Origin of the sequence: Bacillus sp. EAC (assembly GCF_002156875.1) — a bacterium.
Taxonomy (GTDB): Bacteria; Bacillota; Bacilli; order Bacillales; family Bacillaceae_G; genus Gottfriedia.
Genome location: NZ_NCSY01000005.1, coordinates 160318 through 176292 on the forward strand (window position 1 = coordinate 160318; position 15975 = coordinate 176292).

15 protein-coding genes and 1 other annotated feature (1 of these 16 only partly in view) are annotated in these 15975 nt (G+C 31.1%); of the genes, 3 read left to right on the plus strand and 12 right to left on the minus strand.

Annotation, left to right across the window (positions count from 1 at the left end; genetic code table 11):
* Positions 1 to 66: 66 nt before the first annotated feature.
* The 5 genes from B7R65_RS10980 to B7R65_RS11000 form a co-directional block, all read right to left on the minus strand.
* Complete coding sequence (locus B7R65_RS10980; protein ID WP_088042825.1) at positions 67 to 783, minus strand: GntR family transcriptional regulator; 717 nt, start codon at positions 781 to 783, stop codon at positions 67 to 69.
* A complete protein-coding gene (locus B7R65_RS10985; RefSeq protein WP_088042826.1) occupies positions 770 to 1690 on the minus strand; it encodes an ROK family protein in 921 nt (306 codons plus the stop codon). The genes B7R65_RS10980 and B7R65_RS10985 overlap by 14 nt, the downstream gene beginning before the upstream one ends.
* A 30-nt stretch (positions 1691 to 1720) precedes the next feature.
* A complete protein-coding gene (locus B7R65_RS10990; RefSeq protein WP_088042827.1) occupies positions 1721 to 3121 on the minus strand; it encodes a glycoside hydrolase family 1 protein in 1401 nt (466 codons plus the stop codon).
* 194 nt (positions 3122 to 3315) lie between these two features.
* A complete protein-coding gene (locus tag B7R65_RS10995; RefSeq protein ID WP_088042828.1) occupies positions 3316 to 3861 on the minus strand; it encodes a GNAT family N-acetyltransferase in 546 nt (181 codons plus the stop codon).
* A gap of 184 nt (positions 3862 to 4045) precedes the next feature.
* Entirely contained in the window at positions 4046 to 4369 is a 324-nt protein-coding gene (locus B7R65_RS11000; RefSeq protein ID WP_088042829.1) for a hypothetical protein, read from the minus strand.
* Between the two features lie 193 nt (positions 4370 to 4562).
* Between B7R65_RS11000 and B7R65_RS11005 the strand changes: the two genes are divergently transcribed.
* On the plus strand, positions 4563 to 5339 hold the full coding sequence (locus B7R65_RS11005; RefSeq protein ID WP_088042830.1) for a class I SAM-dependent methyltransferase: 777 nt from the start codon (positions 4563 to 4565) through the stop codon (positions 5337 to 5339).
* Positions 5340 to 5405: 66 nt separating this feature from the next.
* Here the strand turns inward: B7R65_RS11005 and B7R65_RS11010 are convergent, their stop codons facing one another.
* Both B7R65_RS11010 and B7R65_RS11015 read right to left on the minus strand, forming a co-directional pair.
* Positions 5406 to 5807 (minus strand): HIT family protein, encoded by a 402-nt coding sequence (locus B7R65_RS11010; protein WP_088042831.1) that lies wholly within the window; start codon positions 5805 to 5807, stop codon positions 5406 to 5408.
* Positions 5808 to 5820: 13 nt separating this feature from the next.
* Positions 5821 to 7095: an ATP-binding protein gene (locus B7R65_RS11015; RefSeq protein ID WP_088042832.1), complete on the minus strand. Its 1275-nt coding sequence runs from the start codon at positions 7093 to 7095 to the stop codon at positions 5821 to 5823.
* Between the two features lie 214 nt (positions 7096 to 7309).
* On the opposite strand from B7R65_RS11015, the gene B7R65_RS11020 reads away from it, so the two are divergent.
* Both B7R65_RS11020 and B7R65_RS11025 read left to right on the plus strand, forming a co-directional pair.
* Positions 7310 to 8467, plus strand: a complete 1158-nt coding sequence (locus B7R65_RS11020; protein WP_088042833.1) for a metallophosphoesterase — start codon at positions 7310 to 7312, stop codon at positions 8465 to 8467.
* Positions 8468 to 8598: 131 nt separating this feature from the next.
* On the plus strand, positions 8599 to 9822 hold the full coding sequence (locus tag B7R65_RS11025) for a sensor histidine kinase (RefSeq protein WP_088042834.1): 1224 nt from the start codon (positions 8599 to 8601) through the stop codon (positions 9820 to 9822).
* 38 nt (positions 9823 to 9860) lie between these two features.
* Here the strand turns inward: B7R65_RS11025 and B7R65_RS11030 are convergent, their stop codons facing one another.
* The 5 genes from B7R65_RS11030 to B7R65_RS11050 form a co-directional block, all read right to left on the minus strand.
* Positions 9861 to 10496, minus strand: coding sequence for an FMN-dependent NADH-azoreductase (locus tag B7R65_RS11030; RefSeq protein ID WP_088042835.1), 636 nt, complete (start codon positions 10494 to 10496; stop codon positions 9861 to 9863).
* Positions 10497 to 10671: 175 nt separating this feature from the next.
* Positions 10672 to 11286 carry an acetate uptake transporter gene (locus B7R65_RS11035; RefSeq protein ID WP_088042836.1) on the minus strand — a complete coding sequence of 205 codons (615 nt, stop codon included), beginning with the start codon at positions 11284 to 11286 and terminating at the stop codon, positions 10672 to 10674.
* Between the two features lie 133 nt (positions 11287 to 11419).
* Positions 11420 to 12301 carry a radical SAM/SPASM domain-containing protein gene (locus B7R65_RS11040; RefSeq protein ID WP_088042837.1) on the minus strand — a complete coding sequence of 294 codons (882 nt, stop codon included), beginning with the start codon at positions 12299 to 12301 and terminating at the stop codon, positions 11420 to 11422.
* Between the two features lie 502 nt (positions 12302 to 12803).
* Entirely contained in the window at positions 12804 to 13970 is a 1167-nt protein-coding gene (locus tag B7R65_RS11045; protein WP_088042838.1) for a hypothetical protein, read from the minus strand.
* Positions 13971 to 14231: 261 nt separating this feature from the next.
* Positions 14232 to 15389 carry a hypothetical protein gene (locus B7R65_RS11050; RefSeq protein ID WP_088042839.1) on the minus strand — a complete coding sequence of 386 codons (1158 nt, stop codon included), beginning with the start codon at positions 15387 to 15389 and terminating at the stop codon, positions 14232 to 14234.
* 520 nt (positions 15390 to 15909) lie between these two features.
* Positions 15910 to 15975, plus strand: a binding site (T-box leader); it runs 197 nt beyond the window's last position.

Below are 15975 nucleotides of genomic sequence, written 5' to 3' on the forward strand. Positions count from 1 at the left end.
AATGAGCCCTTTACTTATATCAGTAAGGGGCTTCTTTCTCACATATCATTATTCTTCTCTATTTACCTACTCATTAATGATTACTGTTTGAAATTCATAAGATTGATAAGAATGGTGTGTTATTGAGTACTCAAAGACCTTCCCATTATCTAAAAAAACGATCTGTTCAACTTCCATTACCGGATCATGTTTGTGAATATTTAAGAGTTGAATGTCATTTGCATTTCCTTTAACTGCTCTGAGTATTTTTTGAGCGCTTTTGATTTTCAACTTCAACTCTTCTTGAATATAATGATAGATGGACTTATTCACATGTTTTTCTGATAATCCTGGGATTACAGAAATTGGCATGTATGTTTCTTCAAGTGCAAATGGTTTATTATCAACAACTCGGAGTCTTTTAATTTCATAAATAAAACTATTTAACTCACAATTTAATAATGAAGCCAATTGCTGAGATGCTGGAATAACGTGAAAAGCCAACACCTTTGTTTTTACCCGCTTTTCCCCTACTTTTTGGGTTAGGCCAAAATGGTTTTTATCATTACGTTTTAACTGATGAACATTAAATAAAGGTGCTTCCTTTACGATTGTTCCATGTCCGCGCCTTTTAACGATTAGCCCTTCGTTAACAAGGAGGTCCATCGCTTTTTTCACAGTCATTTTACTACATTCATATTGTTCAGCTAATGAAAACTCATCTGGAAGCATTTCATTTACTTTATAAATTTGATTAGTAATCTTACTTCGAATATCATCGGCAATCTCGTTATATTTGCTCACTTACAATTTTCACTCCTGTTTGTTGCATATAGTGAAATAGGGCTCCGATTAAATTTGAATCGTTTTCAAAAGCACATCGCTCCACCGAAAGATCTAATGTTGCATGTTCGCCTCTCATTGTAGCTAGTACAGTATTGATTTGCCGAATTAATTCCTGGCGTTGACTAATAGCTCCACCAATTAGAATTTTCTCTGGATCAATTACGTAAGCTACATTAAAGATACCTACTGCTAAGTATTTAATAAATTTTTCAACTTCTTCTTTTACTTCTATGTCACCATTGTCCAATAACTCAAAAACTTTCTTACCGTTCATTGTTCTCCAATCAAGTCCTTTTCGTTTCGCTACAGCTTGAACTAAACTTGAAGTAGAGGCAACGTCACTCCATGTTTTACCTACTGTCTCATTCAAATAATCTTTCATTAACATACAGCCAAATTCTCCAGCATGTAAGTTTTTACCTCTTCTAACTTTTTTATCCAGTACAACTACTCCGCCAATTCCAGATCCAATTACAATACATATAAAATCATTTACATCTCTTGCAGACCCAATCCAAGCTTCAGCTAAACCAGCACAATTCGCATCATTTTCTAATTCGACTTGATATCCTGTGCTTTCAAACAATAACTGTTTTATATTCGGCCCGTGAATATATGGTACAGCACTTCCACCACCAATTATTCCAGAAACCACGTCTACTGCCCCTGGCATGCTTAATGCGATACCTTCTATCTTAACTTTTCTTTCATAATTTTTAACTATATATGTCACTCCATTAATAAATGCCTGAATATCTTCTCTAGGTGTTGGGACTGATCCTTTTTCAACGAAGCTACCATCTTCTTTCATTAAGGCGTATTTTATTGCTGATCCACCTAAATCAACTACAGCATAATGTTTCATGAAATGAACTCCCTTTTTATTAGCTTATTTTTACTCAATAATTAATTCGTTACTTTCAGCTACTTTTTTAAACCACATTCCACTTTTTTTAATTGTACGTTCATAATTATTATTTAAATCTACTCGATAGAATCCATAGCGATTTTTGTACGCATTTAACCATGACCAGTTATCCATAAATGTCCATAAATGATATCCAAAGCAATTAGAACCTTCACTAATTCCTTTATGTAACCATTTTAAATGCTCAGCTATAAATTCGATTCGATAGTCATCTTGAACAATGCCATTTTCATCTAAAAAACGTTCCTCGTCTTGAACTCCCATTCCATTTTCAGATATATACCAAGGAATATTATCGTAATGATCTCTTAAATTAATCGCGATATCATATAAGGCTTTTTCATAGATTTCCCAGCCACGATAAATATTCATTTTCTTTCCTGGCATATCATAATTATCAAAGAAAGTTTCTGGCATGATTTGTGCTGAAGGATCAACTGGTGATTCCTTTGCTTTAATTCGACGTGGACAGTAATAGTTTACCCCTAGAAAATCAACAGTATTTTCACTAAGCAAAATTGAATCCCGTTCTTCAGTAGAAGGGAGTAGATCATTTTCCCTCATAAGAGAAATCAGTTCCTCTGGATAAAAACCTTTAATCGAGGGATCTAAAAAACTTCGATTAAATAATAGATCTGCAATATTCGCAGCTTTCACATCTTCCTCATTTTGAATATCTCTCGGATAAGAAGGTGTTAAATTGATGACTATTCCAATTTGACCATTCTCAACGTTGACATTACGAAACTCTCTAATTGCCATTGCACTAGAAATCATTGTATTGTAAGCAACTTGAACCGCACGTTTCATATCAACTACACATGGATAATGGAATTGGTATAGATAACCACCTTCTACAGGAACAATTGGTTCATTATGAGTTGCCCATTTTTTTACTCGATCTCCAAACAATTCAAAACAAATACGTGCGTATCGACTATAAGCCTCTACGACTTCTCTATTTTCCCAACCACCTATTTCTTGCATAGCAAGTGGCATATCAAAGTGATATAAACCTATAATTGGTTCAATATTATTATTTATTAACTCATTAATCATAGATTGATAGAATGCTACTGCTTCTTCATTAACTACGCCATTACCATCGGGAATTAAACGTGACCAAGAAATTGATGTGCGATATGAATTAAAACCAATGTCCCTCATCCGTTTAATATCTTCCTTATATGTCACGTAGAAATTAGAAGCATCTGTTGGTCCAACTTCATTAAAGAAGCGATTCGGTTCAATTTCATACCAATGATCCCAAATATTTTTTCCTTTTCCGCATTTAAAAGCTGCTCCTTCTATTTGGGTAGCTGATGTAGCTGCGCCCCATAAAAATCCTTTTTTGAATGAATAGTTCATCTGAATCACTCCTAAATTAGTAATCAATTAATATAGCGTTTTCATACTAATATTATATCGAGCGATTTTTTAAAAGTATATACTTTTAAATTAAAGGTATATTTTTTTGTGCGCAGATGGAACCAACTGCTTGCTTTAACAAAACCTAAAAATTTTTAGAAAAGGGCCTTAAAAAAATCAATTCCAATGGCATCTTATTGATTAGCAGGCTGCTTTTTACTTCTTAATACGGTAATAAAACCATCCAATATATCATGACTTACCGAAAATCCTTTGCGTTTATAAAATTCTAGTGCGTTATCATTCCCATTTGAAACGTAAATAAAATAATCCTCTACATCTTCAAATTGTTTTAACCAATCCATCGACAAATTGAATAGCTTAGTACCTACACCATATTGCCTGTATTCTTCTTTAATATAAAATTGAGATAAACATCCTACATATTTTCCATTAACTGAATCAAGATCAAAGAAAGTAGCAAATTCATTTGAATATGCCTCTTTGGGGGAAATATTCGAATAAACGTAACCTACGATTTTTTTCTCATCTTTCACTACTACTATATAATTGTGAATTGCATTTTTTACTGACGGAACCATTCGTGTATCGAAATTCATAGCATCAAATAACTCTGGCTTTATGTATGCTTTTGACTTTTGAAAGACCATCAGTTCATTGCAAATATCTCTACAAAACTCAATATTTTCTTCCGTTATTACTTCATATTTTAAATTCATTTTTTACACTCCTATATTAATGTTTAGTTAACTTCATATTAAGAGGGAAGGATTCGTTTTTTTGCTTTTTGTAATCTTCGTTGCTAAATATGGAGTTTTGTAGATTTCTGCTCCAATCATCTTCTTGCTTAACACTTTTCATTTTCAAATCTTTTTTATGAGCAACAAGCTTTTAGAAAATAGCCTATTTTTTAATTAAACTTCTTACGTATGCCATTCCTTTTATTGAATAGTCAAACCATTGTTGATTGTCGTTATATGGAATTTCAATCCATTCCTTCATAGGTTTACCACCCATTGGGTCGAAATTTTGAGCACCTTTCAATTTTAAAGCTTCTTCCACATCTTCAGATTTTAATTTAACAACTAAATTTGGTTCATTATAAAATACAAAAACTTTCCCTTGTACTTTTAAGCCTTTATGTCCAAAAATACTACCTTTAATCGCATCATGATTATTAATTAACTCTGTTCGTAAATCTTCGAATAACTCAATCGTTTCCTTCATAATCACCATTCCTTTTTGAATGTTAATACTTTCATTTTAACAGTTTCAACTTTTTTGAGAATCATAAACAAAGATGGATTTTTAGAATAATAACAATAGCTTACATTAATAACTTATTGATATTATTCATTTTTAAATCGCACATTATAATAATAGTATAGATTAATTAACAAGTAGCTAAGGAGGTACTCGTATGTCAATTAATTTTCATGATGCTAAAAATAAAATGACTTATACAACTAGAGTAGCAGATCAGTCTTGGATTCAGTTAATGAAAGAAAATATTAATTTTGCAGGTAAAGAAGCTGTTGATATAGGTTGTGGTGGTGGCATTTATTCAAAAGCACTGGCTCTACTCGATGTTAAAAATATAATTGCAGTAGATTTTTCAGAAGAAATGTTAAAAGGGGCTGCTGAAAACTGTAAAGAATTTGAGAATATTACCTTCTTAAAAGGTGACGCATATAATACAAAACTTCCGTCTTCTAAATTTGATATCGTTTTAGAAAGAGCCCTAATTCATCATTTAAATGATTTAAATACCTGCTTTCTCGAAGCGCATCGAATATTAAAAAAAGATGGTATTTTAATCGTACAAGATCGAACACCAGATGATTGTTTATTACCTGGTGATGAAAATCATTTAAGAGGTTATTTTTTTGAGCAGTTTCCGAAGCTGATTGAAATAGAAACTGCCAGAAGATATCATTCAAAAGAAGTCATTACAGCAATTGAATCGAATGGATTTGAAATAGAAAAAGAAGTTAAGCACTTGGAAACTAGATGTAATTACGAGAATTTAGACTCACTTAGTCAGGATCTTCTATCAAGATCAGGTCGCTCTATTCTTCATGAACTAACTGATCGGGAACTACAAGAGTTGGTTCATACGATACAAAGTAAACTTGCCAATAAAACTTCTATCGTTGAAAGAGACCGCTGGACAATATGGATTGCTCGAAAAAAATAGCAGACTTAAAAAGGTAAGAACTTATAAGAGTACTTACCTTTTTGATGTTCATATTTTATTTGATTTTCATTTTACTCTTTTATTTTCAGATTGTTTAATCCAATAACGAATACCTTTACCAGCAAAAGCTTCATCATTGTATCTCGGAATGACGTGAAAATGACTATGAAGAATCGTTTGATTTGATACTTCCCCTACATTCCACCCTAGTGTATATCCATCTGGTGAAAACTTTTCGTTTAAGTAATTTTTTGCAGCATGTAAAAGTTCGTATGTATCATTCCACTCTTGTTTTGTTAAATCAAATGTATTTTCTCGATGCTTCTTTGGCACAATTACACCACTTCCTTCTAATACATCTTGTTCAAGGTTATGCTGTAAAAAATAACAGGTTTCATTTTCAAATACGATGTTCTGATTATGATCTTTTAGTGGATTACAAAAAGTACAATTTTCTACGTATGACATGTATAAATCTCCCTTAAATGCTAGCACTTGGTTCTGATATCTCTATTTTTGGTAGTTTAATTGTGACTTTCGTTCCTTCATCAATCTTACTTTCAAAAGAAATAGTACCACGCATTGCTTCAATTATACGAACAGATACAGTTGTCCCAACTCCCGTACCCTTTTCTTTTGTGGAATAAAAGAGCGTACCGATCCGAGTTAACTGCTCCTTTGTCATTCCTTTACCATTATCTTTAATAGTGATAACTGCATTTTCACCATCATCAAATAGTTTTGTATGTACATAACCTCCAGTATCGGTTGCTTCTATCGCATTTTTAATAAGATTAATTAAGGCTTGTTTTAATTGATTCTTATCTGTATACAAAAATGTCTCAGCCAATATTTCACCTTTTAAAAATACATTTTGTTTCAATGCTAGAGGCTCTAAAAGAGTAACAACATCTGTTACACTTGATTTTAAATTAACAGTTTCGACCTTATCGAATTGAGGCTTAGCAAAATTCAAATAATCATTAATGATTCCTTCTGCCCGTCCTAATTCACTTAAAACTAAAGGTAAAAACTCTTGAGATTGATGATCTTTATTTTGCTGCATTAATTGTAGAAACCCTTTTACAACTGTCAGTGGGTTCCGGACCTCATGCGCTATTGAAGCCGCCATCTCACTTAATGTATTTAATTTTTCGGCACGTTGTATTTCCCTATGTAAAAGCTTTCTTTCAATTAGAATTTCAACTAGTTTTGCAGCTAAAGTAATTGCGATTATTTCAATACTAATAAAAATTAAAATCAAACCATAAAGTCTATAATCACTTTTAAAACTTATATTGCTAGTAAGCAAGAATGATATTAATATGCTTAACTGAACAATTGCTGGCCAAAAACTTATTAACGCTGTTAAAATAATTCGCTGCTTCGGCTTGAATTTCCAAAACCATTTAGATAAAACTAATGAACCTAATGATGATAAAGTGATACTGATCACACCAAAGATGATTGCATCTCCACCCAAAATAAATCGAGCAAGTAAAATGGCTGAAAATGTAAGCAGTCCCCACCGATATCCACCATAAAGAAATGCCATTGTCAGTGGTATATATCGCAAATCCCAAAAAAGCCCATACGCTGGATACGGAAATGCCATACAAAGAAAACCTGCGACTGCTTGAAACATACCAAATAAATAGATTTTATCTTTATAACCGTGATGCTCATAAATAATACTGTATATCAATATCGGACTTAAAATGATTAATACATGTAATAATAGTTTTTCAACTAACACCTTTTTATTCCCCGCTGATAGAATATTTTTTCTGAAAATATAGCACTTAAGTAATACGACAAAATAACAAAAAACCCTCTATCTTTTGACGTTTTTCTGTATTTTTCTAATTCCATTTATTAAAGCCCTCTGTACCATAGGTAAAAAAGATGCGTTTATAAGTTTAAACATTTATACTGTAAAAGTATCAAAATGAATTTGGAAAGGACTTCTTATGAATAGAAGATTATTATTAAATATCGTTATTTTCACTTCGCTGTTCTTATTAATAAACTTATATCTAGGCTTTCATGGCTGGATTTTCATTAATAATTTATTCAATAAAGATTTACATTTATCCATTAAAATCATCTATTGGACTTTATTTTGGTTTGTGACCTTTGCCTATATACTTTCACGAGTTTTAAAACATCAACTACCTCAATCCATTTTTAAGCCTTTACACCGTTTGGGTGCATATTGGCTAGCAATCATCTACTATCTTATCTTTTTGCTAATTATCACTGATATAGTTGGATGGATTTTACATTTAACTACTGGTCTACATTCTAAAACACTTATTGTAGTTCTTGGAACAATTGTTGTCATGATTTTATTTATCGTTATTTCACTTGGTCGTAGTAATGCATTAAACTCAAAGTTCGTTCATTATGATATCCAAATCGATAAACCAGATGACCAATATAAAGAACTGGCAATTGTATTAATTTCGGATTTACATTTAAGTACCTTAGTTACTAATAAAAGATTAGAATACCTTGTAGATAAAATAAATAAACTGGCACCTGATCTTATATTAATTGCAGGCGATATTATTGATGAAGATATTACACCGTTTGTTGAAGAAAATATGGTAGAAACATTAAAAAAACTGAATCCTACTATTGGAACATATGCTATTCCAGGCAATCACGATTATTATGGTGGTCACCTAAATCGACTAGCAGAGCAATTAGATGAAGCAGGAATTCCATTACTTTTAGACGAGAAGCAACTTGTTCAAGACAGTTTTTATATTGTCGGTCGAAAAGACTTAGCTAGTAAGAATCGCTTAGAGCTCCATGAGCTATTGGAAGGAATTGATCATAGTAAACCGATTATCCTACTTGATCATCAACCTTATCGATTAGATATACCTACTAAACTAAAAGTAGATTTACAAGTATCTGGTCACACGCATCGTGGTCAATTCATGCCAAACCATTTCATTACTCGTAAACTATATGAAATCGACTGGGGATATTTACAGAAAGAACAATCTCATTTTGTAGTCTCGTCCGGTTTTGGTACATGGGGACCACCGATTCGAACTGGTAACCCATCTGAAATAGTTACGATTACTATGAGATTTAAAGAAAATAATTCAAAATAACTAATTGAGACCTATAGACGTATATCTATGGTCTCTTTTTTTCTAAAGAATTTTTAATTTTTATCTATAAAAAATATTCTGAAAAGTGTAAACTATTAATGTCGGGTTCATTATAGAATGGAGAAAAACACATGAAGAATACGGAGTATTACAACAACAGAAGTCGTCGTATTTATATTATTTTTATGGCTACACTGGTTTCATTACTAGTTATAGGTATTATACTCTCTCCATTAACCTGGAAAGAGCATCCGATTGAGATGATTACTCAAATAAGTTTAATGGTAATTGTGATACTTACTTTACTCTATTTTGTTAAGACAAATAGTACATTGTCAAAATTAATATTTACTACAATCTCATCTTTATATGTTTATATTAAGTTTTGGACTTATCCAGATACATCAACCATGTATAGTTTTGTAGCAATTATCCCTATTTTCACCATCTTTTTATATAATCGTATTGCTTTTTATATTGGGTGGATTCTCAATATATTTATTGGTCCAATTTTTGTCCTTCTAATTACATTTACAAGTTTAAAAGAACGATTTACATATATCGCAATGGATCCAGTTGGAAATATTTTAGAATTCTTGGCAATCCAATTAATCCTACTATTTGTATTCTTACAAACCGAAACAAAGGTAGTCGCCTTAGATACTTATCATAGTGAAATTCAACATGCAAAACAATTAAATTCAATTGGACAGCTAGCAGCAACAATTGCTCATGAAATTCGCAATCCAATCACAGTTGTAAAAGGATTTGCACAGCTATTTCAAAAAACGAAAAAGATGTCTAAAGATGAAGCATTTTATATTGAGACAATGTTAAAAGAATTGGAATATGCTCAAATTATTATTAATGATTATCTTTCTTTAGCTAAGCCTCAAACTGAAACAATCCAGGTCATTGAAGTTAATCAAGAAATACTTAATGTAACAGATTTATTAGCATCAATGGCTAATAGTCATAGTATTGGTTTCCAATTAAATTTAAAGGACATGGTTTATACAAAAATAAATCCAATCGAATTTAAACAAGTCTTAGTTAATCTTATGAAAAACGCCATTGAGTCGATGGATAATCCTGGATATATTACGGTAAATTTAGAAAAAGCAAATGGATACGCACTAATTGAAATCATTGATACAGGAATCGGTATGTCACAAGAAACAATTCATAGGTTAGGTACACCTTTCTATTCATTGAAAGAAAGAGGGACAGGTATCGGATTAACAGTTTGCTTTAATATAATTGAAAAATTTAAAGGGAAAATTAATATTAAAAGTAAAGAATTTGAAGGGACAACTTTCCAAATTTATTTACCGATTTGGGATATAGCTCAATAAAAAAAGCTCACTTAACTGTGAGCTTTCTTTTTTTAAAGTTAAAAATCCTTTGCTACCTGCTGAGCTTTCTGGATAGCTTGCTCTTTGATTTCTTGAGCACGATCTGGGAATTGGTTTTGTCCTTCAACAAATATACCATCAAAATCTTTCACACCTAAAAAGCTCATTATTGTGCCGATATAACGGTGGCCCATTTCCAAAGCTGCAGCTGGACCTTCTGAATAAACTCCACCTCTCGCTTGTATATGTAATGCTTTTTTACCACCAAGTAATCCCTCAGGACCATTTGAGGTATACTTAAAAGTTTTTCCAGCAACACAAATTGCATCAATATAATTTTTCATAATTGGTGGGAAAGAGAAATTCCATAACGGCGTGACAAATACGTACTTATCAGCCTCAGCAAATTGAGTTACGATTTCATTTAATCGACCAACTTTTGATTGTTCACCAGACGATAGCGTGTCAAATGCTCCTCCCGATTGCAGCTTTCCCCAACCAGCGAATACATCAGCATCAATGTGTGGAATGTTCTCTTTATAGAGATCGATATGTACAACTTGGTCTCCAGGATGTGATTCCTTATAGCTTTCAATAAATGCACTTCCTACCGCCATACTATAAGATGTTGACTTATCGTGTGGGTGAGCCGTAATATACAAAACTGTAGTCATTATAGTACCACCTTCCATATTTATTCACGAAAAATTCAAGCTACTTTCACCATTGAAAAGCACTATATTATCATGTGACATTATAGTTAAATCGATACATGAATTATTATTTTGGAAAAAGTTTTATATACTAAAAAAAGCCTCCACTCATATACTTCGAGTGAAGGTTTTCACTTTATTTTGCTTTAAAAATACCAAACGGTTTTCCGACAGGTAAAAATTCTCTTCCAAAATGAGCATTTAAAACTGCTGCTGCTGATCCGTAAAATGACATAATTGCAATTCCTAATTCACTGTAAGCAGCGAAAGTATGAGTAGCTTCTTCCATAAATCCTAAAGTACTCAAAGATAATCCAATAAATAAACAATCGATTAATACGAAAATAATAAATAATACTTTATGTGTTTCCATAGCTCCGATTGTCATAAAAATTGAAAAGATTAAGTATCCGACAAAAGCAAAACCAAGTTGTTTTACATCTGCTGATTTCATTAATGCTTCTCCAAAAACTCCTAATTGAATTAACCACGTAGTACCAACAGCTAGCCAAAAGAAAGCATAGCCTCCAAATGCAGTTGCACCAAATACGTTATTATGTTTGAAATCCTGGATACTCGCAAATAATTGTGCAATTGCACCTAAAAATATTGCCCAAGGTAATACTAATGATACTCCATCAGTAATTCCTAGTTTTTGTGTTGAAGCAACAAGCGTTACCATCGCTAAACCGAATAAACCAATTGCAGATGGATCCGCTGTAGTAATTTTGATTTGTTGTACGTCCTTCATTGATGTAAATCCTCCTAAACTTTTAAACAGACTAAACTATACTACTATAAAATTAAGAGGATTTATATAGTATTTTTTGGGCTGTAATTAAGAAAGCACTTTCTTTTAAAAAGAAAGCGCTTTTTCCTAAAAATTATTTCTTATGTCGTTTTGCATACCCACATCTTTTGCATAATTCTTCCACTGCACATCTTCTTGAAAATCCATCATAAATCGCTCTTGCACGATCTGAATTTAAAATATCTTCCAATGAAGTTTCATAAATATTCCCTAATGGAATCTTCCCTTCACTATCTAAACAACAAGGTACAACAGTCCCGTCAACCAATATGCCGATTTGATCTCTTAAACCATAACAAAAAACTTCATCATCGATAATGTCATTTCCCATATCTGGCCACTGGAATTTTTCAGCCATGTTTAAGTAAATATTATTTCTTAACTTAATATTATGCGTTTCTTGAAGTCTTTCACTTAAAGAAAAATCCAAATGTAATTTTTCTTCTAATAAATTCAAGATATCAATATTTAATGAATTACTTGCTTGAAGTTCCGCACTATTCATATTCCAAAGCCTAATTGCACAAATCATATCACTTTTTTCATTCGCTTCATTAATGAAATCCGTTATATTTTGAACGTAATCATGTAAATCCTTCGTTAAATCATTCGCCTCAAAGCTATGAAGCGAAAAATTTATTTGCCTTAAACCTTTTGATTCAATCAGTAAATCTTTTACTTTATTAATTAAAGTACCATTTGTCGTCATATTTACTTTCAGACCATTTTCATGGCTAATTTCTAAAAAACGACCTAATTTAGTATTTAAAAACGGTTCCCCCATTAAATGAAAATAAATATGATCTGTATAAGGTTTAACTGATTCCACAACATGAGTAAATGCCTTTTCATCCAAAAACTTTAATGGTCTTTCCAAAGTCGGACTTGGACAAAAATTACATTTCAAATTACATACATTTGTAATCTCTATATAAACTTTCTTAAATTTTCTCATTAAACTCTCCTATCATTTCAAAAATTATCTATTATATAAAAGTCATTTGATTAATCATTTTAAGTGCATAAAATTACAACGTATATTCTATCATACTATAATGTAGAGCATATTGAAATTTCTACACATCGCTCAATTTTTGCCAACTAACCATATTATTGATTGAATATCATCTGTTTTCTTACAAACCTTATATTTGAGTCCTTGGAAAAAGATCAATTTAAAAAAATGAGCCCTTTAAAAGGACTCATCTCATTTACCATAAAGATTTTATTTTAATGCTCTATTCTAAAAAATCGTTGTTTTAAAAAAGTTTTTGTTATGAATACTTTATTAAAAAGGTTATTTGAAGCTGAAGATGCGCGATTCCTATAGGAATAATCCGACAGGTGAGATCCAACAATCAAGTTAACGCTTGAGGAGGTCCACTGCCCGCTCCATGGAAATCGAGCATGCTGTAGCGAAAACTTCCCCCTTAAACATGAATGGTTCCAGAAAAAATTTATTTTAATGAAAAATTATATATAACATTTTCATTTTTACTTTGAAGTAGCTCAACATCAAGAAAGTAAGTTCCTTTTGTTAAATTTAGGGTACCTAGCTTACTAAAGCTTTCATCACCCTTTTTTGTTGTAAAAGATTTAACTATTTTCCCTTTACTATTTAAAACATTTACTTTAAATGTTGTTTCTTCAAGTCGATTGAAGTTTAATGTGAACGTTTTATTCTTACCTACATAAAATTTATAAAAATCCTTATCAGACTTCTGCTTTATTAAACCAGAATAAGCAGTATTTGCACTAATTACATTTGCTTGTTTGATAGAATTATTAGATTCTTTTTCAAATTGATTTTCATTAATAAATTGCGTCTCAATTAGATATGCCAAATTTATATAATCACCATTGGTCTGAGAAACAGAAAGATAATATGTACCAGCAGGTAAACTCGATGCGAAAACTGTTACATTTTCATCCGACATTTTTTCTGATAATACTATTTTTTTAAGTACAACACCTTTATCATTCATTAAACTGTAATTCAATTTAGCATCCGGAGAGTACGAACCTTTTATACCTACAAACCCTTTTTTGGTTGTCTTAAAACAATATATATCCTTCGTATATGCTTGGTCAGTAAATCCAGCATAATTAGTTCCAAGTGAGATTGGCGTTGCTGTCTCAATTGTATTATTTAGTTCTTTTTCAATTGTATTTCCATACCAACGCATTACTTCAAGTTTAAATGGAATAATTTGTCCAGTCCCATCATTTACATACACTTTTACATAATATGTTCCTTTTGCTAGACCATAATTAAATATGTCTTCAACCTCGTCCCCCTTATAAGTATAGTAATCTTCGTACACGTTTCCGTTTACATCATAGAGTGTGATTCCATATTCAATGTTTACATTTTGATCCATTGAGAAGGAAACTAATCCACTTTTCTCTAAGTTTATTGAATAGTATTTAGCATCTTTTTCATCTTTTAAAACTTCAAAAGCTGTACTGAATGACAAATTTAAGTTAAATTCTTCCTCTTCAAACTTTAATGGTGTAGCGTCTTTAAAATTCTCAGTTTCTAGTGTTTCAGCTGAAGTTAATCCCATGTTCATACTGAATAATAAACAAATCATCGTTAGTAGTGCGAGCGCTTTTTTTAACATTTTGTTCCCCCTTAAATTGAACTAGCTAAACTCTTACACATTTCTCTAATCAATTTCTCAAGAATAAAAAAAGAAAAATATGTCTTAACTATTAACGGAGAAAAATTTACAAAATTAACCATTTTTTAATAATAATATTCGACAAGAACACCCATGCCCACCATAATAATAATAATTAAATCTAGTCCCTAAATATTTTTTGATATACTTTTTAACCCAATTAAAAATGAGCCTAATTAATTTAGACTCATCAAATGTTACTTATTTTATTGAAAAATTGTATAAAGTATTATTACCGGTGCCTGTTTTCAAAGTTACATCAACATAGTATGTTCCTTTAGCTAATCTTAAATCTGCTAATTTCGTAAACACTTCGTCTCCTTTTTTTGTTAAAATCGTTTTAATGATTTTGCCTTTACTATTTATCACTTTCAAGTTAAAAATTGTATTTTCATTTCTTATAAAATTCAAACTTACATTTTTAGTATTTCCTACATAAAATTTATACAAGTCTTTATCAGTTTTATGATTAATTAATCCATAGTAAATTGTATTTAGACTAACTGGATTTGCTTGTTTAATTAAGTTATTCGCTTCTTTTTCGAATTGATTACTCTCGATAAACAGTGGTTGAATTTCATATTTCTCATTTGAGAAATCACTACTATCTTTTGATACAGAAATATAATAAGTGCCTGGTAATAGGTGTATTGTAAAAATAGATGAAAAATTATTTGTAATTGTTGGTTCAAGGAATCTTTCTTCTAAAATTGTTCCTTTATCATCAAATAGTCGATATGTTATCTTAGAAGTTTGCGAGAGTGAACCTTTTAAATTAACAAAACCATTTTTTGAAGTTGTGAAACGGTATATATCATCTGTATTATCCTGATCTGTATATCCTAAATAATATTGCCCTAATTTCATTTGAGTAGCTGTTTCAAATGTATTGTTTCGTTCAGATTCCACATTGTCACCATAAAAACGAGTAACATCTAGTTGAAAAGGTATCATTACACCTACACTTTTATTCGAAAAAATTTTTATGTAGTAAGTACCTTTCACTAATCCTTGCCCAAATAAATTCTGTTCTTTATCTCCAAGAGCAGTATAATATGTTTCAAACTTCTCTCCGGAAGCGTCATAAAGTGTGACCCCTATTTCTACTGAAAGATTTTGTTGCATGACAAAATACAATTCGCCATTCTGCTCCATGTTTATTTCATAAAATTTTGCATCATCTTGATTTTCTAGTGTACCTATTGTTTTTGCTTCAGATAGTTCATCCGTACTATCAAACTTTAATGGAATAGCGTTATTAAATGCATTTGTACTCATAGTTTCAGCTGAAATCAAACCAGTATTCAACATAAGAAACAAACAAAGTGCAATTATTAGTGCAAGTATTTTCTTAAGCATGATTTTCCCCCTAAAGTTTTAATCTATGTTTTTTTAGGCTGTTTTCTATAAGGTAGGTGTTTTTAAAAGTTTTTTTAGCATTTAGCTAAAAAAGAAGTTGATGAACGGATATGTGAGACTCTTATCGGAGTAGCAGGACAAGTGAGACCCCACAAGCGATCGCCGAGGATGTTCACCGCCCGCCCCCCAAGTTTCCTTGAGTGGAAACAACTATGATCATTCTTAAACAACTACAAATAACCATCTTTTTTTATGAATATATGAAATAAATGGAAAATCCTTTTTATTTAATAACGGACAAAAAATGACAAATTTAATCAAATAACAACGAAAACAATTCGACAAATATCTACTTTACGTTAAAATTAAGTACCAAATATCACCAATTTAATAATATTTTAAGATAAAATTAGTTGACAGATATTTAATTTATATAATATTATTTGTTCATCGCAAAACAAACACAAACTAGTTTGTCGTTCTAGAACAATAGTAAATAATACAATTTAAATATTTTATAAAAAAAGCAATGATGAGAAATAGTAGAAATATTAAGATCTTATACAGAGAGTTCCCGGTTGGTGCG